This window comes from Niveibacterium terrae, assembly GCF_048213115.1.
GTDB lineage: Bacteria > Pseudomonadota > Gammaproteobacteria > Burkholderiales > Rhodocyclaceae > Niveibacterium > Niveibacterium terrae.
Genome location: NZ_CP172404.1, coordinates 3,686,834 through 3,712,500 on the forward strand (window position 1 = coordinate 3,686,834; position 25,667 = coordinate 3,712,500).

Sequence of the window (25,667 nt, forward strand, 5' to 3'; positions counted from 1 at the left end):
GCACGATCACGGTCGAGGACTTGGGCGTTCCCGTGCCGTCGCCATCGTCGGTCGCGGTCACCGTGACGTGGTAGGTGCCGGCCTGCGCGTAACCGGGCTGCCAGACGATCTCCATCGTGTCCTCATCGAAGCTGGCGCCTTTGGGCAGGCCATCGATGTGGTAGTGGACCGGCGACGGAGTCAAGCTTCCGCCGCTGGCGGGCGCGGTCGGCGACAGACGGACCTTGGGCTCGAAATCGGGGTTGTCCGGGTCGAACGCGAACACGCTGATGCGCAGCGAATCGCCCTCGAGCACGTTCCATGTCTCGCCCGCGACGAGGCCCGGATCGAATTCCGGAGCGCCGTTCACGTTGAGCACCTTGAGCACGATCTCGCGGGTCACGCTGGTCGTGACCGGATCGGAACCGTCCGCCGGGGTGTAGGTCGCGACCAGCGTGACCGGAATGTTCAGGTCGCCGTGCGCGGAATAACCCGGCGTCCATTCGAACCAGCCGGTCGCCGCATCGAGCGTCGCACCACCGGGCAGCCAGGGCGCGACGTATTCCAGAGAGATGCTCGTGCCGTCGGCTTGGCTCAGGCCGCCCGGCATGCTGCCAGGCAGCTGCAACGCGAAGCGCTCGCCCTCGCGCAGGGTCTGCGCCGGAAGGGCCGGGAAGACCGGCTTCGCATAGCCCTGCGTCACCGTGATCGTGAAGCTGCGGCTGACCACGGTCTTGCCGTCGCTGGCCAGGATCGTCACGTTTTTGTAGCTTCCGGCCTGGTCATAACCCGGCGTCCAGCGCAGGCAGCCGCTCTTCGCATCGAACACCGCGCCCGCAGGCAGGTTGCGCACGCTCAGCGTCAGCACATCGCCATCGGCGTCGGAGGCGAGCAGAGGCAGGTTCAGCGCCTCGCCTTCGCCCAGCGTCACGTCGTCCTGAGTGGCGACGACCGGCGCATGGTTGCCACCCGCGACCGCAATCGTGAAGCTCCGGTATGTCACACCGCCGCGGCCGTCCTGGACGCGGATGACCAGCGTCGTATCGGCTCTATCGTTCGCGGTCGGGGTCCAGCTGAGCGTGGCCTGCGAGACATAGCCCTTGTCGGTCTGGGTCGCCGCCCCCGCATTCAAAGTCAGGCCTTCGGGCGCCTGGACGATCTGCCAGTAGAACTGGCTGCCATCGGCATCGAAAGCGCCCAGCGTCGCCGTCCAGGCAGCGCCCACGGTCGCCGCGGGCAGTTCTGCCGAGGTCGCGGAATCAGCGCCAGTGCTGTCGCTAGCCGTCAAGCTGCCCCAGACGCCATACAGCGCGTCGAGTTCGTTGGCGGGCAGATCGGCAGGCAGACCAAGCAGCGCCAGCACCTCGGCGTCGGTCGTCGCGCTGGAGAAGTCCGTCTTCTGCAGTTTGTCGCTCAGCGCCGCCTGATCGGCCAAACCCATCCGGGTCAGCAGGGCGCTCAGCGCGGCCGGGTCGATAGGCGTGGGATCGGTCGGAGCCGCCGGACCGCTCGGGTCGGCCGAAGCCAGGGTAACGACATAGACGCTGGGCGGGACGTTCTGGTAGGGCACGGCGTAGATGCCATGGCCCAGGTCGAACTTCGCGAGGCGGGTATCTCCCGGGTGGGTGCCCAGCAACTGGGCCGGAGTCACCGAGACGGTCTGGGCGGCGAGCGTCTCGCCGATGCGCAGCTTGCCACCGACGAGGCTTGCGCTCAGATCGATCAGCCACAGGCCGGGCTGCGCGCCCTGGCTCGCTCCGCCAATCGCACCGCCAAAGTAGCGGCCCGGATCGAGCAGCAATGTGATCGGCCCTTTCAGATCCACGGTGCCGATGTTCGTGACCGTGACATCGTAGCTGAGCTCTCCGGTCGCGCGATCGGCACGCGTATTGCTGAAGGTGAGGCGGACCGAGCTGCTCATGTCCATCACCGTCGTGAAACTCGTCACATAGGCATTGGCGAGCTTGACCTGGGTCGCGCTGCGCAGGTCCGCGCTGATGCTCAGCTGATAGGAGCCGCTCGTCAGAGCCGGCAGGCTCAGGATAGCGGCCTTGCGCTCGGCATCCCAACGCACGCTCTGCGGCACGAAGCTGGCCGCGTTCGCGCTGCCGCCGACCGCCGTCAGTTGGAAGTCATTGACGTTGAGCACGCTGAACGCGTCGCCCTCGCCCGTCCACATCGCCTGGTCGAAATAGACCGCGATCTGGTTCAGAGGCAGGGGCACGACCGAGCCATCGGCGACGCTGACCGCGGTGACCGTCGGCGCCTTGATCGGCGCGATCTCGTCGATGCGGCCGGTTTCGGCGATCAGCACGCGGCCGTCGCTGCTCGCGACGATGCTCTCGCCGCGCGTGCCACCGCTGGCCACCTGCAGCACGCGGTGCGAAGCGAGTTCGATCATCCAGACCGAGGCCTTGTGCGGCACGTCGCTCGCCGCGCCATCGACAACCGGGCGTTGCGGCAGATTGCTGGAGACGAACATCAGGCCTTCGAGCTGGGTGCCGGCCGCACCAAAGGCGATGCTGTCGACGACGCCGCTCAAGCGGTATTCGAGTTCGGCGCGCCCGCGGGTCTTGCCCGTCATCGGGAAGCTGACGATGTCGGTCGTGCTACCCGGCTCGGCCGAGCGGATGTCCTGGCCGGTCCAGCGCACGGCCCACAGCCGGCCATCGGGTCCGAAAGCCAGATCGCCGACCCGCTCGTTGCTGAAGTGGGTCCAGGCCCGATCCGGATCGGAGGCCGCCGGATCGAAGATCTCGATGCCGTTGCCGGAGCTGACATAGAGCGCGCCATCGGCGCTCACCGCCAAGGCATGGGTCAGCGGCTCACCCTGGGGACCGCTGACGGTACGCAGCACCGAGCCACTGCTCGCATCGATCAGCAGCAGTTGATCGCCGGTCATGACCCAGAGCTGACCATGGGCGTCGAGCGCCATGTCGAGCACGGGCGAGGCGAGCGTGAAGAGCGGCGTGACGCTGTGACCGCCGTCCTTGTCGTAGTGGAAGACTTCGTTGCGCAGCTCTCCGGCGCTGGCGAGGAAGCTGTGGTCGGCGAGCTCGACCATGGCCAGGGCGCCTATATCGCCGGCGCTAGCCTTGAAGCCGTCGGCAAAGCCGCGCAGCGAGAAAGGTGCCAGCACGGTCTGCAGATCCGCGGTCTGGGTCGGAGCGATCGCTCCGGGCAGTTGCGAAGTCGACTGCTGGAACAGCGTGTTGGCAGAGTAGCTGCGGTCCGGGTTGGCCAGAGGCAGCTCGGGCGTCTGGGTCACAGTGGTATTGCTGCCCAGGCCATCGAGCACGGCCTGGCGGCTGCCGTCATCAGGCAAGACCGCATTGCTGACCGACGCGGCTTCGGTATTGCCGGCGATGTCGGTCGCGACGGCCAGGAACTCGTAGCTGCAGCCGGCTTTGCCGGTGAACACGCCCTGGGTCTGACTGGCCGGGACCTGGCGTTGCCAGATCTTGAAGTCGCCGCCGTTCTCGGCGACATAGACCGTGACATGGCTGATGCCGCTGACATCGTCCGTGGCGCTCCACTTCACATTGAAAGTGGGCGCAGCTTGGGCGTCGTTGCCCAAAGCCGTGGCGGTAACGGTGGTGACCGGAGGCGTCACGTCGAGCGTGTAGCTGACGGTATTGGTGTCTATCGGCGGAGCATCGCCGAAGATCACGGTCGCCGAGGCGCTGACGGTCTTGCCCGACTGCGCTGTGTCCACGCTCTGGATCGTGTAGCTGACCGAGCCGCTCTTGAGCGAGGCATCGGCGCGCAAGTTGCCCGAGGCGTCGTAGGCGGAGAGCAGGCCGTGGGTCGCATCGTCGAGCACTTCACCGGTCTGCGGATCGATGGCCTGGAGCAGCCAGGTCGCGATGTGCGTTTCGGCATCGATGCCGGCGCTGACGCGCAGGATGAAGCCCTTGCTGCCCGAGAAATCGAAGTCCCCCTGGAAGACGGCCTGACCGGTGGGGATATGCACGTTGATATCGCCCAGCTTCAGGTCGCCCAGGCGCAGGCTGCGGGCATCGAGCTGAGGATCGAGCTGGGTCGTGATCCGGATCTGGCCCTGCGGACGGGTGTCCGGCGCCGTGAAACTGACGCTATAGGGAAGATCGGTGTTCGCGGGCAGATAGGCCACGCCGGAGCTCGCCGCCGAGGCCTGGGGACCGCTGAGGGTCGCCAGGCTCTTCGCGGCGGAGTTCTTCTGCGCAGCGAACTGCAGGTACTGGCTCAGGTTCAGAGAAGCCTGCCCGACCGGGTTGAACTTTTCGTCGAGCACGCCGATGTGGCGCAGGTATTCGAGCTCGGGCTGGGCCCCGGCGAAGACGTTGAAGTTGAGGAACTGGGTCTGGGCCTTCGCGTTCTGCTTGAAAGCCGAAGAATCGGCCAGCGCCGGGACCGGGATCTCGGCCGTATTGCCATCTTGATCGGTGCGGACTTCCGTGTACTCGACCTTGTCCTTGGCGGCTTGAGAATCCCCCGCCCAGCGAGCCGTGTCGCCATACCATTGCTGGACCTTGGCGAAGAAGCCGAGCAGGTCGGACTGGGTGCGATAGCTGTCACCCGCCTTGGCGAGCAGGATGCCGGTCGCCAGCGTCGCATTCAGGCTGACGACCTGGACCGAATCGCGAATCGCCGGAGCCTGGTCGGCCGGACGCAGCAGGCCGGAGGCTTCCAGTGCAGCGAGCCACCCCTGGACCCATTGGCCTTCGTCGGCGGCGAGCAGAGTCAGCGCCTCGGGCGCCGTGCGGTCGGCGAGGATCGCGGTGCGCAGCGCCTTGGCGTGGGCGCTCTGCTCGGCGACGAACTCGTCCCGGGTCAAGGCCGTCGCCGCGCCGACGATGTTGAAGCGGAACGGAATCGCCAGGGTTTCGAGCTTGGTCAGGTGGGTTTCAGGATCCGGGGACAGGAACTTGGCGGTCAAGCCCTGCTGGATCTTGTCGAGATCCTCTGCCCCCTTGTCGAGCAGGCCCGTCGCCTTCCAGTCCGGATGCAGCGCATAGAGCTTGTCGCGCAGCCCGGAGAAGTCGTAGTTGATCCACTCGGCCAGACCAGGATAGGTCTGCACCGTGAAGGAAGCGCCGACAAAACCATTGGCCCCCAGATCGACCGCGTAGCCCGGGGCCAGATCGTAGCCGCGGGTGTTGCTGGCGCCGTCCAGGCTGGCCCAGGGGATGTCCTTGCGCGAAGTGCCGTCAGTCGGCGTCGCCCCATAGCTCTGCGTATTCCCCGCCGCATCGACGGTCTTGCCGGTGGGCTGACCGCCGACGTTGCTGCCAAAGACGACGTAGGGCAGGTGCAGATTTTCAAGGACATCGGCGCTGTTGCCCATGTTGCTGACGCCGACGTCGAAGCGGACGTAGGGCGTGTCGACGTTGGTCTGGCTCTGCAGCGAGACACTGTAGGTCGCGCTGTCCCCGGGAACGACGGTCCGCGCGCCGCCTATGCCTATCGTCACATCGTCTTCGATCGCGCGTTCGACCAGGTAGCGGTAGGGCTCGGTGACGGTCTGGCCGTCGGGGTTGGTCACGACGAGGTCGTAGAGGCCATAGGGCACGCCGCGCAGGTCGAAGACCGCGCGGATGTGGGTCGCGTCGAGCACCTGCCAGCGGGCGGGTTCGACCTCGAACACCCCCGGGCGGGACAGCTTGACCAGAGCCCCCGCCTTGAAGCGGGCGCCCTCAATATCGACGGTCACCCAGCGGTGCTCGTCGTCGCCGACCCCGCCCTGGTCGGGCGTGACCTTGGTGATCGCCAGCGGCAGAAGATCGGCGCGCAGCGTCACCGGCGTCTGGCTGCCGGTCTGGCGCGATTTGACCAGCACATAGTAATCGCCGGCCTGGGTGCTGGAGACGATCGCCTGCTGATCGGGCGCAACCGGGTTCGAATAGGCCGCGTCGTAGCTGTAGCCGGTCGGCACGTCGCCATAGCGAACATAGATTTCGTTGGCACCGGTCGCGGCCGACGAATCGAGCGAAACCCTGAGGGTCTCTCCAGCGGCGACGCTGACCTTATACAGCTGCACATCTCCGCTGGAGAGGCTGGTCTGCAGCGCCGAGCCGACCGTCAGGACAGGGGTGCTGACCGTCAGGCTGGCCCCCGAAGCGGTCCGGTTGTTCGCCTCGCCAGCAGGCAGATTGACACCGGTCGCCGTATAGCTGATCTTGCCCTCGAACACCTCGTTGTAGAGGTCGGGACGGACGATGATCCGCCACGAGCCGTCCTTGAGCGCAGGCAGCTTGGCGGTCAGTTTGCCGCTGTAGTGATCGCCACCGGCCAGATCGCCGGAATGCTCGACCTTGCCCAACAGGATGTCGCCCAGATCCCAGTCGTTGTCGGACGACAGATAGATCGCGTCGGTCCAGCGTCCATAGGCGGTGTTGATCGAATCGTTGAGGACGCTGTAGTCGATCTCGACTTGCTGGCCGACCGCGGCGGTCGGCGGAAGCTGAACGCCGTTGACCTTGAGATCGGCCGGCGGAGGCGTTTCGACCAGCACGGGCTGAACCGCCGCCGTCGCGTTGTTGAACTCGTTGCCGAACTCGCGGACGCTGCCGAAACTGCTCGCGCCCCGGACATTGGCCGGGTCGGTCACGACGAACACATAGTAAGGGCCGTCCAGATCGCGCGGCACGTTCAGCTTGAACGCTCCGTCGTAGCTGGCCCCCGCGGCCAGCCCACCGCTGTGCGCCACATAGCCGACATAGCGATCCTGGTTGACGTCGAGGAAGCGGTCGCGCGACAGATAGACCATGTCGTACCACTGCCCCTGATCGCTGGGCGTGTCGCCGCCCTTGTTGACGACCGTGTAGCTGACCGCCATGTCCTGCCCGGCCAACACTTTGTCGGGTGCCTGCACCGTCGCGACCTGCAGATCAGGCGGAGTCCTCAACGTGATCGGCAGATCGATGAAGCTGACGTTGTTGCCCTCGTCCTTGAACTCACCGACAGCGCCCGGCCCGTAACCGTCAATCGTGTCCAGGCCGCTGCGGATGCTGCTCGGTTCGCGGGCTTCGTAGTCCTTGCTCAGCTCGGTGTCGGCCTTGACGATCAGCTTGAAGTCGCCCTCTATCGATTCGGGCAGGGTGAAGGTCGCCGAGTTCGTATAGGACTCGCCGGGCTGCAAATAACGTGGATTGCCCTGAGCATCGGTCAGCGAGGTCGTCCTTACCTTGCTGAGGATTTCGAAATCAGACCAACGGTCGACCAGCGGGTAATCGGTCGGATCGAGCGAAGCGTCCCGGGACAGATAGACGCCGTCGGACCAGGCGCTGGTGCGCGTGGCCCGCTTTCCCTGGTTGGTGACGGTCCAGCTCACCGTTATGGTCTGACCGGAGCGGGGGTGGGGATCGGTCGTCGTGATGCCGCTGACGATCAGGTCCGGCTCGCGATAGACCACATTGAGCGTGCCGCGCCCAAGATTGTTTTTGTTCTGCGCGCCTTCATAAGCGCTGTTCGCATAGAGCGAATCCCGGGCCTCACCATCGTCGATGAAACTGCTCGTCGCCTCGCCCTGGGCAGACTTGCTCGGCGAATTGCTCAGCGTATCGTCGCGGTGCGCCGAGTCGGTGATCACATAGATGTAGTAAGGGCCTTCGGTTCCGGCAGGCAGCTTGACCTTCAGGCTGGCCGTATAGCTCGCGCCCGCGGCCAGACCCGCGGTATTCGGATGGACCAGCGCGCCCAGCGCGGTGGCGCGCTCGGGGATGAAGGTCGGATCGGAGCTGAAAAAGACCGAATCGACCCAGCCGTGGGTTCCCGCCCAGACGTCGTCGCCGAGGTTCGTGACGGTCCAGGAGACCGTCGTCTCCTCGCCCGAGAGATTCTCGGGCAGGGTGTCGACGCGAGTGACCTGAAGATCCGCCGCGTGCGGCGTGACCAGCGAGGCGCGGGCCAGCGAATTGTTGGCTTCGTTCGACTCGCCAAGGTCTTCCCGGCTGAAGCTCTGATAATTCCGCCCTCCTTGACCTCCATCGGTACGGATCACCAGATAGCGGCCCTTGGCCGCAGGCGAGAGCTGGACCGTCTGCGACACGCTATAGCTGTCGCCATAGGCCATCGTGTGCTGCTGTTGGAAGGAGCCGAGCCAGAAGACATCTCTGGCTTTGCTCAGATCGGGGTCATCGGTCAGGTAGGCATCGTCATACCAGGAACCGCTGAGCTGATCCCCCCGGTTCTTGACCGTGTAGCTGAAGCTGTAGGCGCCGGCGGCGTCCGCGCTCGCCAGCGCGGACAGGTCGGTGACGACGAGGTCCGGCGGCGTGAGGCCCAGCACACTGATCGGCCGCGCCTTGAAGTTGTCGTTGTCCGGGTCGGTCGGGTCGTCGGTGTTGATGTTGCTGGCCAGCGTGTCCTCGAGGATCACGTCATAGCTGTCGCTCCAGACGGTCAGGTAATACTGACCGGAGAGCACATTGTCGGGGATCTGCACATCGAGCTGGCCCAGGTAGTCCTTGCCGAGGTCCAGATTGCCCTTGTGCGTCACGCTGCCGAGCAGGATGTCGCCCTTGTAGGCACCGGGGCGGCGCTTGTCGCGCGCCAGCCAGACGGTATCGGTCCACTGGTCCAGAGTCGCGGACTCTCCCCGCGTGGTCGCACTGCCCAGGTTGCTGACCTTGTAATCGACCGTGATCGTCGAGCCGTGCACAGCCTGGTCGGGCGCGACCACGCCGCTGGTGACCAGATCGGCGAAGGGCACCGAGTCGATCGCAATCTTGGCGACCGCGATGTTGTTGCTCTCATTCGGATACTCATCGACCTTGTACTCGCCGTCCGCAACGACGATCAGGTAGGCCGTGCCGCGATAGCGGATCGGGATGTCGACGCTGGCGCTGACGGTGCGATAGAAGTCGCCCCCCGGAGACAGTGCGGCTCCGTTGTCGAAGCGCCCGACGAGCTTGTCGTCGGCGCTGAGCGTGCCGTCCAGCGACAGATAGACCGAATCCTTCCAGTGACCGGTCGCCGCTTCCGCGCCCATGTTCTGGACCACGAAAGAGACCGCGGCGGAGCCGCCCGCGACGACGTGGTCGGGCACTTCGAGCGAATTGACGCGCAGATCCGGCCGGTCGTTCAGGCTGATCTGCGTCGTGTCCGAGCTGGTCCGCTCATCATTGGTCCGCGCGTCGCCATACTCGTAGACCTGGGCGCTCGAATCGCTGCCCAGGTTGACGTTCGTGATGACCTTGATCCGGTACAGGCCTTCGATCCGGCCCGGCAGCCGGACCTGCTCGGTCCGCGTGTAGCGGATCCCGGCGGCCAGCCCCCGGTCGTAGGTGAAATTACCCAAAACCACCGCGGCGCCATTGCCATCGGCGGGGACAAGCAGCACGCGATCGACCCAGCTGCCCGCCGCATCGACGGTACCGCTATTGAGGACTTCCCAGCAGATGTCGACGAGGGAGCCTTCCTGGGCCTTGGCCGGGAGCGTGATGCTCTGCACCGAGAGATCGGGCGAGGGCGACAGGCTCACCGGTACGGCGAGCGAGCTGGCCCGGTTGTTGTCGCCATGGATGAATTCGTAGGCGGCCCCCCCATCGTTTGTGGCCACGTTCAGGTAATAAGTACCCGAAATCCCTTCTGGCAGCACAACGTCGATCGAGCGATCGTAGTGCTCACCGACACCCAGCTGCCCCAAGTGGGTCGCCGAGGCGAAGTTCACAACGACATCGCTGCCGTCGGGATTACGGCTGAGCCAAACCCTGTCGCTCCAGCTCGATGCATTCGTGACGCCAATGCCCTTGTTGACGACCTCCCAGCTGAGTTTGAGCGGCTTGCCGCTGGCCGCATCACCCTGGACCGTGACCCCGTTGAGCTGCAGATCGGCATAGGGGCGCGGCATCACATCGAGCGGGTGACCCGCTTCGGCCAGATTATTGGCCTCGGCTCCGTGTTCCCACACCTCGCCGCGGCTGTCGGTCTTGACGAACAGATGGCCACGCGCCGAGAACGTCGGCCCGAACATATAGCTGGCCTGTCCGTTATAGGACTGGCCAGCGGCCAGCCCGGTGTCGTGGCGCAGCTCGCCGATCACAACGTCGTCGCCGTTGCCGAACACGTCGTCCTGCGAGAACACGACGACATCGGTCCAGGCATCGGTGCGCCCCGGTCCCGTACCCTGGTTCGTGACGGTCCAGTTCACGGTCACGCTGGCCGGATCCGCGATCACCTGATCCGGTGCGCTGACATTCGACACGGCGAGGTCCGCATAGAGGTCGGGCGCGATCGTGACGGCCTGGCTCGCGACGTTGTTCGCCTCGCCCGCCGAGGTCTCGGCCAGCACCTGTCTGAGGTCGGTGACGACCAGAAGTTGATAGCTCCCTTCCGCGGTCATCGGCAGCAGAACGGAAACCGTGGCCGCCGAATCGGCGCCTGCCGCGATGCCGCTGTGCACGAATTCGCCCAGCTTTGTCGCCCCTTCGAGCTTGCCGTCGCGCGACAGATAGATGCCGTCAGTCACATTGACCGCGTCGCTCGAACCCTGGTTGTGGGTCAGCCAGCTGAGCTGGACGGATTCCCCGCCCTGGGAATTGCCCGTCACGCCGATCTGGCCAACGACGACGTCCGGGTGCACGATGGACAGCGCACGGCTCGCGACGTTGTCGCTCTCGTCGCTCTCGTTGCTGACGTAATTGCCCGCATCGGCGGTGACCTGGATCAGCCAGTCGGTGCCCGCCACGTCGCCGATGTTGAAGCGGACCACTCCGCTGTAGCGCGTTCCCGGAATCAGCGTGCGCTTGCTGCAGGCAGTGTCGATCGATGCGAGGACTATGGACGGATTGGCCGCGCTGACGATCTTGACATTGTCATAGACCCAGGCCAAGACGGCCTTGTCGCCGCTGTTCTCGACCGTGTAGCTGACTTCCAGCGTGTCGCCGACGCGCACGATCGCAGCAGCCTGGATCTCCGAAACCTTCAGGTTCGGCTTTGGCTCGGCCCGCACCAGGGTGCTGTTGGCGGCCACGGCCAGATTGTTGTCGGAGTGATCGGGCTCATAGTTCTGCCCGAACGCATCCGTCTTGACGATGAAGTAATAGCTGCCGAGCAGCTCCTTGGGCAGCGTGGCATCCAGGCTCGCCGAATAGGCGCCCTTTTTGTCGATGCCGCCGACATGGGTCTGCGAGCCGAGCAGGATCGCGCCGCTTCCCAGAGTCGGCGTCGTCGACAGCCAGACCTGATCGACCCAGCTGGAGGCATCGGTCGCGACCGTGCCCTGGTTGCTGACCTGCCACTCGATGTGCGCGACATCGCCCGCGTGCACTTCCGTGGGCACGACGCTCAGCGCGGGCTGAAGATCGACGTAGGTCGGAGTGACCGGCACGACGGCCGAGAGGATCTGGTTGTCGCTCAAGGTATCCGGCTCGACCACCGAATGGTTCGCATCGGTCACGACGATGATCCGGTAATGGCCATCGAGCCGGGTCGGCGTGCGCACGTTCAGCTTTGCGTCGTAGTGCCCGCCCTGGGCGAGCGGATCCTTGTGCGTCAGGCTGCCCAGCACGATATCGTCAGAATTGCCGACGATATCGTCGCTGGAGAGGATTACGCGATCCACCCAGGAGCCCGGAGCGGCGACTGCGCCAAGATTGCTGACCGTCCAGCTCACATCGAAGGGGATCCCCGACTGAATCGAGTCCGGAACGATCAGGGAGCCTACCGCCAGATTCGGATAGGGCTTGGGATCGGCGTGCAGCGAAGCTTCGGCCGTATTGTTGGCCTCGGCATCGCCGACCGGACGGATTTCGAAGATCACGCCGGAGGAAGAGTAGGAAGCGGCATCGACCGAAATCGAGATATCGAAGTCGCCGGTCCCGCGCAGCCCCTCGGGCAGCTTGAAGCTGTAGTTGCGCACGCGCGACGCGCCGGCCGGCAGCGGGCGGTCGAAATCCTCGGGGAAGGACAGCAGAGTATCGGCGACGACCTCACCCTGCGAGCCATCGGCGTTCTTGCGACGCACGATCACCCTATCCTGCCAGCTGCGCGGTGCCGCGACCGAACCGGTGTTGGCATCCTCCCAGCGCAGCACGACGGTGGAACCGGTCAGCACATCGGTGGACAGAACCTGGGCGTTGTGGACCTCGAGGTCGGGTCCGGCGACGACTTCGACGGTCTGCGTGTTGTCGGCTTCGAGCGAGCCCGAAGCGTCGAATTCCGGAATCCGGGACTGCGAATCGACGGTCACGCGCAAGCGGAAGCGCCCGATCGCATTGACCCCCGAAGGCCAGGCGAAGCTCGCGCTGTGCCGGACACTCGCGCCGGCCTCCAGACTCAAGCCCTCAGCCGGCACATCGAGACTCGCGACGACGGCGCCGGTCGTCAGGTTCACGACCTCGACCCGCTCCATCCAGCCACCGCTCGCAGCCGCCGATCCGCTATTCACGGTGGTCCAGCTGACCGTCGCAGGATCCCCTGCCTGCCAGTTCGCAGCGGGGCTGATCGCGATGTCACTAGCCAGCAGATTCGCATAGTCCTTCACGGCGCTATGGACCAGAACCGTCGCCCGGTTGTTCTCCTCATCCGAGCCGACTTCGGCCTGGCTGTTGTTGGCGTCGGTCTCGATGATGACCTGCAGATCGCCCGCACCATAGGGGCCATCGGGCAGGCGAAGCGTCGCACTGCGGCTGACGAACTGGCCGGGCAGCAAGGGACCGTTACCCGCGGCGCTCTCGACATAGGGCAAATCGGCCTGAGCGATCACCTCGCCGGTGCTCACGCTCTTGACGATCACGCGATCGACGAAGTCGCCCAGCGTGCTGGTCAAGCCCTGGTTGTGCGTGACCCAGCTGACCTGGATGTTGCCCCCGGACTGGATAGGCGTGCCGGCCTCGGCGCTGGCGACGTTCAGATCGCTGAGCGTCAGGTCCATCTTGCGGCTCGCGCCGCTCAGGTCGATACGGCGGATCTCACCGGGCTTGTTGACGTAGACGGCCATATGGAAAGGCAGAGGCACGTCCTTAGCGTTCCGCTCGTCCATCAGGATCGTATAGCGGCCCGACGCGGTCGCGAGCACTTCGGAGCCCAGGTTGCGCATCGCATCGTATGTGATCTGACGACCGAAGGGATCGACGATGCGCAGAGGCCTATCGCCACTCTCTGCGGACAGACCGGTGAAATCGACGAAGATCCTGTCCCCGGCCTCGGCTTCGACGCTGTAGGCCTGCATGTCCCCGGCGGGCTGAATCCGCCCATCGACCGCGACGCCACTCTGGATCGGCGTCGCCGAGGAGAGATCGAGCAGGCGCAGGCCATAGCTGCTGGAATTGAAGCCGTCGATGTGGGCCTTCAACTGGTAGTGACCGGGTTTGAGCGTCAGCACGGACCCTTCCGGCCCGCTCGTATTCAAAAGCGTGCCGTCGCTATAGGTCCCGGTCAGCGTCCAGGTGACCGAGTCCCCCGAACCGTTGTTCAGAGAGTCGAACAACACGACCCGGGTATCGCTCAGGTCCAGCGTATAGCTGCGCGTCTGGGTCTGACCATCGAGCGTACCGGTGAGGCTGTCGTTGAGTTGGGCCGCGACCGGCGCGTTCGTCACCTTGTCGATCAGGAACGAGACCCCGCTGGTATATCCGTACCAGCTCTCATCAACGGTATCGAAGACCAGGTAGTAAGCGCCGCTCGAAGGCAGGCTGATCGTGCCGGAGTCGACATAAGATTGCCGAGCCGACGCGAGCTTCTGACCGAAGCGGTTGTAGAGCGTCCAGCTCGGCCAGGTCGAACCGGACTGATTGCCGAGCAGGTTCAGGAAAATCTTGTCTTCGGCGCTGCCACTGAATTGATAGACCCGCGCGCCATAGTGCGACGCGGCGGGCATCGCGACCGCCTGGCCGTACTGCAGAGCCGTCGCCCCATTTGCAGCGTCCAAACGGATCAGATTCAGGGTACTGGTTCCGCTCGAATATTCCTGGCTCAGCGTGACCGTATAGACGCCCGCGCCGAGCATGACCGGAGCGTCGAAGGATTTGAGCACTTCGCGGCCATCGGCGGACTTGACCGAGATCCGTCCGTAGTAACCGTTCCCATCGAGGCTGCTGCGGTCGAAATACCACAGGCCGGGCTCGGCGAGCTCGAACTGGAAGCTCTGCGAAGCGCCTTGAGCGAGCGTTCCGCTCCAGTTGAAGACCGACGTGACCGCAGCCGGAGTCGTCGCGACGCCCCAGCTCGCGCTCAGCGAATACGCATTCGACGCGACATTGCTCAGCGCATCGCGCTGAACCCTCAGCAGATAGACGCCCCCCATAGTCAGATCGAGCTCAAACACCGCCTGGCGGGCCGGATCCCAGTTTGTAACGACAACACCGTTGCGTTGGAGGATCTGCACATTACCGGCGCCGTTCCAGCTCGTCCGGCTTAAGGACAGATGATCGCCAGGATTTGCCTGCAGGCTCCACAGAGACAATGTGTCGGCTCCGCTATCCTGAGCCAGGGTCCGCGCCGTCGCCGGCTGACGATCGAGCTCCTGCTCGGCGGGAACCTTTTGCGCGACGAACGCATAGCTGACGGCAGCGCCATCGCAGTTCGAGCGGATGCGCAGTGAATAGTCACCGGCATCGAGGAAGACCGACAGGCTGCCGCCCGCGCTCGGCCAGTTGCCGCGCAACAGAATCGTCGTGCCGTCCGGCTTGACCAGCTCCAGCGTTGCGTCAGTGCTAGACAGAGCGATCTGCGACAGGTCAAACCAACCCGCCTTTTCCATCGAGAAACGGTAGGCGGATTGCTCGTCGCGGGTAGCGAGGCAGCCCTGAACGAGGCCGTTCCAACCCAGAGCCAGGGCCGCACTGACGGGCTGTTTCAGCGTCGCTTCGAAATGGACTGCTGCGTTGCTCTTCGTATACTGCTTGGCCAGCAGATAGACCGACCCGCTCTGCGCCGCAGTGAAGCTGATCGAGGAATCGGCTGCCCAATGCTGGCCGGCGATATCGCGACCACTCGCATCGACCAGCGTATAGCGCAGGCCGTTGGTGCTGGTCGGCGCGGTGAAATCGAGGTTATAGCTCTGCCCGGCGAGCACATCGAAGGAATGGACGACCAGATTGTTGCCGGCCGGCAGATCGCCGGAGAGCTGAGTGGCAGTGCCGTGCGCACTCGCCACCGCCGCCATGTCGAGCACGCGGAAGGAATAGTCCGGAGTGCTGGCGCCGCTGCCACTGAGCTCGAACGTGTAGGTGCCGGCAGGCAGGAAGCGGCTGTAGTAATCGCTCACACTCCAACTCGGCAGATTGAACAGTTCGCGCTGCGCCGCATCGAGCAGGCGCAGCCTCGCGGCTCCCGACTGGAGATCGAACAGCACGGTGCGGCCGGTGTCTAGCGTAAAAGTGTAATGAGCCAGATCCCCAGACCCAGCGATCTTTCCGGTGACCAGGCTGCCCAACGGCAGAGTGGTTTCCGTGACACTGGGGATACGCGCCGTGACCGTCGTGCTGCGCGCCGATGCATCGTTCCAGGAGCCGTAGATCTGCAGAACGTAATTCCCGGTCTGGGTCAGCGTGATTTTCTGCGAATAGTCGCTGTTTCCCCACCCGGAATTGCCCATGACGAGAGAGCCATCCGGCGCATAGAGCTCCCGGTACAGATACTGGCCCGTTGTCGTCCGCGGATCGATCAGCAGAGTGGCTCCGGCTGTGCCGGAGAGCTGGAAGGCCTGGGCAGTGCGGCTCTCAACGGCGTTGACGACGACCGGGCTGTCCATCGCCAGAACCGGCAGCGCGCTCGTTGCCTGAACTTCGATCCGGTAACGGCCGAAACCGGTCAGCTTGTCGGCCCTGGGAACCAGCCTCAGCTCGTAGTCTCCCGCCAGAAGCGTCATCTGCCGATGGATATCATCAGCCGAGATGTCTTGATTCAGGATCTGCTGGGTATTGCCCTGGCCATCGCGGCGAATCAGCGTGACGGAATAGTCGTCGCCCCCCACGTTGATCCAGGTTGCCTGTTCCGAATCCAGCGAGAAATGGTAGCTCGCGCAGTCCTGAGGGTTAGCGACCGTCCCTTCGGCAACACGGCCGAACACATAGTCGGACGAAGAGCTCGTGCCGTGCTGCAGCACAAAGGAAAGATTCCCTGGACCATCGTAGACGGAATAATAGCTTCGGACTCCCGCGAGCCCTATCGTGTAAGTCCCGGTCTGGGTCGCCGTGAACGCATAGCCCATTTGGTACGCGTTATGCCACCATCCGCCTGACAGCTCGGCTGATTGAACGCCGCCATCCGGGGCTGCGACACTCACATTGATAACGTCCTGTAAACGCAAGCTTCCCGCAGACAGCCCGAACCAGTAACGCTCGCCCGCTTTCAGGCTGATCTGGAACGACTTGGAGGCAAGGCCCTGGGTGAAATTGACACTCATCGGCACCGCTTCGCTCAGAGTCTCCACTGGAGCGATCGTGGTTTTGAAACTGTAGGGAACGACTGTCGCCGTTGAGCCGGACTGGCTCTGCACGCGCAGGTAGTAATTGCCCGGAGGCAGAAGATAAGACGCGTTCAGGTAGTCGTTGCTGCGTGCAACCGAGCTGCCGTCGAGCCGATAAAGGCTGTAGACGGAGTTCCCGACTTGCCCGTTGTTATCAAGGCTGATCAGCGAAGTCTGAGCAACAGAGAACGTGTATTCGACCGCCGGACCGCTCGCCCCTGCCGGCATGTAGATATTTCCCTGCACGGTCTGTCCCAGGCTCAGAGCCTGGCGTCCCTTGTCGGACTGCAGCAGTTCGAAGCGCAGCGAAGTTCCTGAACTTGCGCCGCGTGTAACCGCCAGCAGATAGTGCCCGTCGTGCGGCACGTTCAGAGCGACGTAATTTGCCGTCGCCGGATCGCCCGAAGCCACACAGTTGCCCGCCAGGTCATAGAGGCGGTAGCGGTTCCCCGTCGAAGCTCCGCTCATCCCCTGGAACCAGTTGTCCCGATCGGCTTTGAGTTCGACGTCGAAGAGCTGTGTTTTGCCATCGCCACTCATCTCGACGGACACCGGCACGCCAGCCGAGATCGCCTGAGCCTGGGCTTGCGCCTGAACACAGAGCTGGACGTCCCCCGAACCGTTGGAGAGCACAACCGTGTAGTGCCCGGCGGGCAACCAGCGCGGCCGAACCAAAACCCCTGCGCCAAAGGCTCCGTCGAACTCGACCCCGCGCGGACCGCAGAGGCGCAACGTGTCGTAGTTTCCGGATATCCTTTCGAGGACAACCAGACCATCGGAGGCGAGATCGAAATCAGCCCTGGCTTCGGGCGAAGCTTGGCCCCCTTGATGCAGGGTGACCACGTCTCCGACAGCAACCGGGCTTCCCGGCTCCTGCACCGACAGCTGAGCCGGGCTCTGTGTGACGCTGATCGATTGGGCCGCACCGGCATCCGTGGCAGTGCGGGTGACCCACAGATAGACCGGTCCCTGAGCATGGGACTGCTTGAAATTGAAAGATGAGCTTGCGCTGGAACCCAGCATCCATCCGTAAGCATCAAAAGCGCGGATCAAGAAACCCGATTTGCCTGCGGACTGGCTGACGGTAAACGCATCGAGCGGATTGGCGGGAAGCTGCAGCAGCGCGGATCCGGACAAGGCCAGGCCACTCAGGTCTATTGGAACCCCTGCGCTGATCGGAGTGGCCGCCGCAAAAGGCGATGCCTTGACGCTGAAGTCTCCACCCTGGGCACCCGAGGCTTTGACCGTCATCCGGTAATGCCCCGCCTTCAGGTTGAGCACTCGGGGGGCATCCGGGCCAGACATGCTGCCTGCCAGCTGCACATCGCCTGAGTCCCCAGTCAGCGACCAGGTCGCTCCGGCAAAAGTCGTCTGCGCTTCAAAGATCCAGGATCCGGAAGCAGGAACGGACAGGTCCACCGTATAGCTCTGCCCGGTCAAATCCAGATGCCCTGTCAGATCCGTCGCGGCAGTCGCGCTGAGGCTCTGCGCAGGAGCCAAACCGGCCGTCACCCCAAAGCGGAGGCTGCCGGAGCACCCAGGCTGATTGATGCTGGGATTGATCCAGAGGTAATACGCGCCGGCTTGATCCAGCGCCACCGACGCGCTCTGCTGGCTGGCGATCGAACCTGCGCTGAGCCTGTTCCCGAAGCTGTCGGTGAGCAACCACGGGCAGAGTGAGGGAGCAGGCTCGCGCGTTAAGCTCAAATTCAGACTGCCGGTACTGCCCGAACTTCCGCTGAGCGGCACACTCGGGTTGTAAGACCCGTTGCCATAGCCGCTGATCCCGACGTAATAGACACCGGTTCGCGTCGCCGTGAAACGGCTCGCCGATCCATTCAGGACTCCGTTCCACAGTGCCGCGCCCTGCGCGTCGAAGACCCTACCAAAGACACTCACGGAAGAACTCAGGCTCAGGCTCTCACCGGCGGCCAGCACAACCCGGTACATATCGACGTCCCGCCCGCCCTTGCCACCGTCACCGAGCGTAAGCGCGAGATCGACCCGCCCTCCTTGTTTCAGCGGAACTTCCTGGGCGCTCGCCTGCGTGTCGCCAACGGTATCGTCACCCACCTGAGGGCTGACCCGGCTCAGGGTCACCTTCATGAAACCCTTGCTGCCAGTATCAGAACCACTGCCGGCTACCGAAGGATTGTAGGAGTTGTTCGGATAGCCGCTGAAACCGACGTAATAGACGCCGGTCTTCTGCACCGAAAACGACATCGGGCTGTCGTCGACCCTGGAGACTTCTGCCCCCGCGGCATCGAAGAGCCGGGCATAGCCGTCCAGACCGTTGCCGTTCGGAGTACTCAGCGTGAAGGTCTCGCCGGCGACCAGCACCAGCCGGTACAGATCGACATCCCGCTGAGTACCGTCGTCGCCGATCGTCACGTCGAGGGTAGTGCCGCCCCCTCGGGGCACGTCAACATCCCGCGCAGAAGACATGACGTCACCCACTTCTCCAGAAGTCGACGCCCCCCCCATCCCGCTGCGACTGATCTGCAGGCGGATCGCCCCCCCCTGGGCTGTCGTACCGACTGATGCACCGCTGAGCGGATCGTAGCTCTGGTTCAAATCGCCGCTGACACCGACGTAATAGACTCCGCTACCACTCGCCAGAAAGCTCAACGCTCCGCTCGCGCTGTTGGCCAACTCCTTGCCAGATGCGTCGAAGACGCGCAGATAGACGCCGATCGTGGCTTCGAGACAGGCGAGGCGCAGGCTGTCACCTGTGGCCAGGCTGACGCAGTAAACATTGATATCGGCCTGAGCCGCGTCGAGCGCGACATCGACGATGGCCGATTCCCCCTGGCTGAGCAACTTCTCCTGGGCTTGCGCCAGCGAATTGCCGATGTCCCTGACCGCGACGGCGGCGGGAGCCGCTTTGCGTTCGAGGAGCAGATCCAGCGAGCAGTCCACGGCCGCAGCCGTGCTGGCCTGTGCATCCGGCAGAACCGAATAACCCGTGTTCGCCTCGCCGCTGGCCCCAACATAGTAGAGACCGCCCTGTTTGGCGGTGTATTGGCCCCCTTGATTGACCGCGCTTGTCAGCTCGATCCCGCTGGCGTCGAACAGCCTCAGGCAATAGCCGGCGCTGGCATTGCGGGCGGACAGCGCGAGGGTGTCGCCGGCATCGAGATAGACCCGATACAGATCGACATCCGGCTTGCCATCGTTCGCGGTCAGCGCGACATGGATCTGCGCGCTCTGCCCCGGAGCGACCAATTGCTCGGCCGCCGTATCCAGGGTCTGCCCGGGCTCGATGCCTTGCAGGGTTGCATTGTTGACGATGGCCAAACTTCCCGGCGCGCTGACATCGATCCGGTAGGCGGAACCCGAACGCGGATCGACGCAGGAGGCAGGCACTTCGGTCACCGAGTCGGAAGCAGCCTGCAGCGTCGGGCGCAGCAGACGGAAGCGCAGATCGCCGGTGCTTCGCGACGTCGTTTCGACCCGCAGCACATAGCTGCCGGCCAGCAGACGCATCGGCATCTGGGCGCCATCCTCGCTGGCAAAATTGCCGCTGCCGCAGGCCTTGCCCTGCGCATCAGACAGCGTCCATTTGAAGCCGCTGTCGAGCGGCGCGCAGAGCTGATCCCAGGCGACCAGGGTGGCTTCGTCGAGCTTGAAGCGGAATTCAGAGGCCTCTCCCGGCACATCGAGATGCGCGGAGCACGCCTGTCCAAGTTCGAGAGAATTCTGCGCGACGGCCGAGCGGTTCAACGTGAAGGCGTAGTTCGTCGTCACGGTTGATGCGGGCGTGCCTTCCACACAGAGCCAGTAGCTGCCGGTCCGCCCGGCGACGAAGGGTCCGGTGTTGTTGAAAACGAGCTGGTTCTGGACGATCTGACCTTGCGGGTCGAAGAGGCTCCATGTCGCATAACCGGATGACACTCCCGGAGCGAAATAGAGTCGGTCTCCCGCGTTCAGGTCGACCCGGTAGAGCTGAGTCTGACTGCCCGCTTCCAGCGTGCCGGTCACCGGGGTGTTCAGCGCCAGGGGCTGGGCGGCTTCTTCGCCGAACAGCCTGAAACGGTAGGCGCCAGTGCTGTCGTTGGTGCCATCGACGGTCAGGTGGTAGGTGCCGACCGGCAGCAGCAACTCCTTGTCGCCTGCCGCAGTCAGATCGCGCGACGAGAAGCTGCTGGCCGGGGTCGGGCCGGCCAGCGACCACTGAATGTTCGCGCCCTGGGTGCCGTCGAAGAAGAAATGCGTCGAGGCATCGGAGACGACGAACTCGAATCGGTCCTGCTCGCCCGGCTGCTCGATCGTGCCCTCAATCGAATGCACGCCCGGCACCAAATCGGCCGACATCAACACCTTCGGCTCGAGAGCCTCGAGGCTCCAATCACTTTGACTCTTCGAGTCCGGTACTCCGCCCCCATCCCCCCCCGCCAACCGACTGCAAGGCCTTGCCAAGTTCTCGCAGGAAACACCTTGAACCTTCGTGGAACGCCGATTGCTATCTCGCTTTTTCATCACTGATCCGGGGAAGTTTTGGGGATTCAGGATCAGGACTCAACAGAAAAGGCGAAACCTGACCCAGGTTAGTCAGTCACACATGTTACCTGCTTTTGCAGCTTGTTAATGACAAAAACATGTCGCACCTCAAGAATCAACGACAAATTGCCAAATTCATCACGGTTGTGAAATTTGTCTGATCTGAAAATCGAGTGCAACGGAAGCGCTGAGGAGAGGGCTGAAACCGCATCCGCACCTTGCCGCCTGTCGGGCTGCGCCCGCGGAGCGCCAGTTCTATCCTGAATCCATGACAGAGGAGGAACATCGGTGCAGATCGAACTTTCGGACGTGGTGCTGGCGCTGTCGGATGCGATTGATCTGGTCGGCATCGACGACGACAAGCACGGCAAGCGGGTCGGCGTGATGGCGGCCGACTGCGCGCACGAACTGGGTTGGTCCGAGCGCGAGCAGGTGCTGATGCTCAACGCGGGCTTGCTGCACGACTGCGGGGTCTCTTCGACGCGGGTCCATCACCACCTCGTCAGCGAGTTCGACTGGCAGGGTTCGCAGGAGCACTGCCTGCGCGGCGAGGCTCTGCTCAAAAACGTCGCTCCGCTCGCCCATCTGGCGGAGATCGTCCGCTACCACCACACGCATTGGTGCGATCTCCCCACCGGGCTGGATCGTGCGACGGCGCTCGCCGCAAATCTGATCTTCCTCGTCGACCGGGTCGATGCGCTGACCGCGGCCTTCTATGGCGCGCCCGACTATCTGCTAAAGAAAGAGAGCAGCCGACTGAGCATCGCCGAGCATTCCGGACAGCGCTTCGCGCCCGAGCTGATCGAAGCTTTCCTGTCCGCGTCCAAGCGCGAATCGTTCTGGCTGAACCTCGAACCCCGCTATCTCGCCCACATGCTGCCGCAGAGGCTGGGGCGGGAGGCGGGAGCGGAGCTGGGTCTTGCCGCAGTGCGCAGCCTCGCGATGATGTTCTCGGCGATCGTCGACGCGAAAAGTCCCTTCACCGCCGAACACTCCGAAGGGGTCGCCCGCCTCGCGTTCGATCTGGCCCGCGTCGCCGGACTCGACGCCGAAACCTGCGCCCGGATCGAGATCGCCGGCCTGCTCCACGACATCGGCAAGCTCAGGGTTGCCGATGAGATCCTCGAAAAGCCCGGCCCGCTCGATGCCGGACAGCGGGCCGCGATCATGCGCCACAGCTACGAGACCTATCAGATCCTCGGCGGGATTCGCGGTCTGGAGGAGATCGCGCTGTGGGCCGCGAGTCACCACGAAAAGCTCGACGGATCGGGCTACCCCTTCCACCTCGGCTCGGACGAGCTGCCGCTCGCGAGCCGGATCATCGCGGTCGCCGACGTCTGTCAGGCTCTGGTTCAGGACCGGCCTTACCGCAAGCCGCTGGGCGCGGAAAACGTGCTCGACTACCTGCACGAGCAGCGCAAGGAGGGGCATCTGGACGGCGACGTGATCGCGCTGCTCGAACGCGATAGCGCGCGCAGCTTCGCGCTGGCGCGCTGCGCGCAAGCCGCGTGAAGCGCGGGTTGTGCGCAGAACCGCCGAGAAAGGCCACGGACAAGGCGAATCTCACGCAGAGCCGCTGAGATCGCAGAGATAAGAAACCCTTTAGAGCAGGAGCCAAGGTCACCCCCTGCACTCAGGAGTGCGGCCGCCCTGGCCGGCGGATGGTCAGATACACAGGGAGCGCTTTTGACCTTGACCTTCCCCTGCGGCTCTGCGGCTCTACGGCTCTGCGTGAGGAATGCTCCTGACTTTCTCTGTGCCTCTGTGTGAGCCTCGCCCAACTTTGATTCGGGCGGGTAAACGAGAACACCCCCTGCGCCTGTTGAGGCGAGGGGGTGTTGGAATGGGTAGCCTGACGCTGACCTACTTTCTCACGCAAGAAGCGCAATATCATCGGCGCGGCTTCGTTTCACTGTCCTGTTCGGGATGGGAAGGAGTGGGACCAAAGCGCTATGGGCGTCAGGCTGAAACTGGAAAGGCATGAATTAGGTTGCGATTGTCGCACATTAAAGCTTGTGTCGCACCTTGAATACTCAAGGTTATAGGATCAAGCCGCACGGGCAATTAGTACTGGTTAGCTTAACGCATTACTGCGCTTCCACACCCAGCCTATCAACGTGGTGGTCTTCCACGACCCTTTAGCGGGATCAAGTCCCGAGGGAAGTCTCATCTTGAGGCGAGTTTCCCGCTTAGATGCTTTCAGCGGTTATCTCTTCCGGATTTAGCTACCCGGCAATGCCACTGGCGTGACAACCGGTACACCAGAGATCCGTCCACTCCGGTCCTCTCGTACTAGGAGCAGGCCCCCTCAAACTTCCAGCGCCCACGGCAGATAGGGACCAAACTGTCTCACGACGTTTTAAACCCAGCTCACGTACCACTTTAAATGGCGAACAGCCATACCCTTGGGACCGGCTACAGCCCCAGGATGTGATGAGCCGACATCGAGGTGCCAAACTCCGCCGTCGATGTGAACTCTTGGGCGGAATCAGCCTGTTATCCCCAGAGTACCTTTTATCCGTTGAGCGATGGCCCTTCCATACAGAACCACCGGATCACTATGACCTGCTTTCGCACCTGCTCGACTTGTGGGTCTCGCAGTCAAGCCTCCTTTTGCCATTGCACTATCAGTACGATTTCCGACCGTACCTAGGAGACCTTCGTACTCCTCCGTTACTCTTTGGGAGGAGACCGCCCCAGTCAAACTGCCTACCATGCACGGTCCCCGATCTGGATTCACAGACCAAGGTTAGAACCTCAACGACACCAGGGTGGTATTTCAAGGACGGCTCCTCCAGAACTAGCGTCCTGGTCTCAAAGCCTCCCACCTATCCTACACAGGTCCCGTCAAAGTCCAATGCAAAGCTACAGTAAAGGTTCATGGGGTCTTTCCGTCTAGCCGCGGGGAGATTGCATCTTCACAAACATTTCAACTTCGCTGAGTCTCAGGAGGAGACAGTGTGGCCATCGTTACGCCATTCGTGCAGGTCGGAACTTACCCGACAAGGAATTTCGCTACCTTAGGACCGTTATAGTTACGGCCGCCGTTTACCGGGGCTTCGATCAAGAGCTTGCACCCCATCACTTAACCTTCCGGCACCGGGCAGGCGTCACACCCTATACGTCCACTTTCGTGTTTGCAGAGTGCTGTGTTTTTATTAAACAGTCGCAGCCACCGATTCTCTGCGGCCTCTTCGCCCTTCGGATGTTCTCCTACAAGCTAATGAGGCATACCTTCTCCCGAAGTTACGGTATAAATTTGCCGAGTTCCTTCTCCTGAGTTCTCTCAAGCGCCTTGGTATTTTCAACCTGCCCACCTGTGTCGGTTTGCGGTACGGTCACTCTTTAACTGAAGCTTAGAGGCTTTTCCTGGGAGCTTGGTATTAGCCACTTCGCGAACAAGTTCGCTCGTTATCACCCCTCAGCTAAGCCGCGCGGATTTGCCTACGCAGCACGCCTACAGGCTTGAACCGGGACATCCAACACCCGGCTGACCTAACCTTCTCCGTCCCCCCATCGCATTAAAGAGCGGTACAGGAATATTGACCTGTTTCCCATCGACTACGCATTTCTGCCTCGCCTTAGGGGCCGACTCACCCTACGCCGATGAACGTTGCGTAGGAAACCTTGGGCTTTCGGCGAACGGGCTTTTCACCCGTTTTATCGCTACTCATGTCAGCATTCGCACTTCTGATATCTCCAGCAGACCTCTCGATCCACCTTCGCAGACTTACAGAACGCTCCCCTACCATGTGTCATAGACACATCCGCAGCTTCGGCTCGTGGCTTGAGCCCCGTTACATCTTCCGCGCAGGACGACTCGACTAGTGAGCTATTACGCTTTCTTTAAAGGGTGGCTGCTTCTAAGCCAACCTCCTAGCTGTCTATGCCTTCCCACTTCGTTTTCCACTTAGCCACGCATTTGGGGCCTTAGCTGGCGGTCTGGGTTGTTTCCCTCTTGACCCAGGACGTTAGCACCCCAGGTCTGTCTCCCATGCTCGCACTTCTCGGTATTCGGAGTTTGCTATCGCGAGGTAGGTCGCAATGACCCCCTCAACGATTACAGTGCTCTACCCCCGAGAGTGATACATGAGGCGCTACCTAAATAGCTTTCGGGGAGAACCAGCTATCTCCGGATTTGTTTAGCCTTTCACCCCTATCCACAGCTCATCCCCTAATTTTTCAACATTAGTGGGTTCGGACCTCCAGCTGGTGTTACCCAACCTTCATCCTGGCCATGGATAGATCATCCGGTTTCGGGTCTACGCCCTGCAACTATGTCGCCCTATTCAGACTCGCTTTCGCTACGCCTCCCCTATTCGGTTAAGCTTGCTACAGAACGTAAGTCGCTGACCCATTATACAAAAGGTACGCAGTCACCCCACAAGGAGGCTCCCACTGTTTGTATGCATGCGGTTTCAGGATCTATTTCACTCCCCTCCCGGGGTTCTTTTCGCCTTTCCCTCACGGTACTTGTTCACTATCGGTCGATTACGAGTATTTAGCCTTGGAGGATGGTCCCCCCATATTCAGACAAGGTTTCTCGTGCCCCGCCCTACTTGTCGTGCGCTTAGTACCATCGATGTGTTTTCGCGTACGGGGCTATCACCCTTTATTGCCGGACTTTCCAGACCGTTCCACTAACACTTCGATTATCACGCACAGGCTCATCCCAATTCGCTCGCCACTACTATGGGAATCTCGGTTGATTTCTTTTCCTGCAGCTACTTAGATGTTTCAGTTCGCTGCGTTCGCCTCCGCGCACCTATGTATTCAGTGCGGGATACTCCTTGCG

The 25,667-nt window shown here is 62.9% G+C and carries 2 protein-coding genes and 2 rRNA genes (2 of these 4 running past the window's edge); 1 reads left to right on the forward strand and 3 read right to left on the reverse strand.

Features of this window, described 5'->3' with window-relative positions; all coding sequences use genetic code 11:
• Nucleotides 1-20,851, reverse strand: the 5' portion of a protein-coding gene (locus ACHFB9_RS16980) for a tandem-95 repeat protein (RefSeq protein ID WP_417068701.1). Its footprint begins 14,246 nt before the window's first position; 20,851 of the gene's 35,097 nt are visible here — the first part of the coding sequence; its start codon is at nt 20,849-20,851; the stop codon falls past the left edge of the window.
• A gap of 309 nt (nt 20,852-21,160) precedes the next feature.
• On the opposite strand from ACHFB9_RS16980, the gene ACHFB9_RS16985 reads away from it, so the two are divergent.
• Nucleotides 21,161-22,384, forward strand: coding sequence for an HD-GYP domain-containing protein (locus ACHFB9_RS16985; RefSeq protein WP_417068702.1), 1,224 nt, complete (start codon nt 21,161-21,163; stop codon nt 22,382-22,384).
• Between the two features lie 338 nt (nt 22,385-22,722).
• Here the strand turns inward: ACHFB9_RS16985 and rrf are convergent.
• Together rrf and ACHFB9_RS16995 are read right to left on the reverse strand one after the other, a co-directional pair.
• Nucleotides 22,723-22,836: ribosomal RNA gene (gene rrf, locus ACHFB9_RS16990) — 5S ribosomal RNA — on the reverse strand.
• A gap of 79 nt (nt 22,837-22,915) precedes the next feature.
• Nucleotides 22,916-25,667 (reverse strand): 23S ribosomal RNA (locus ACHFB9_RS16995); it runs 134 nt beyond the window's last position.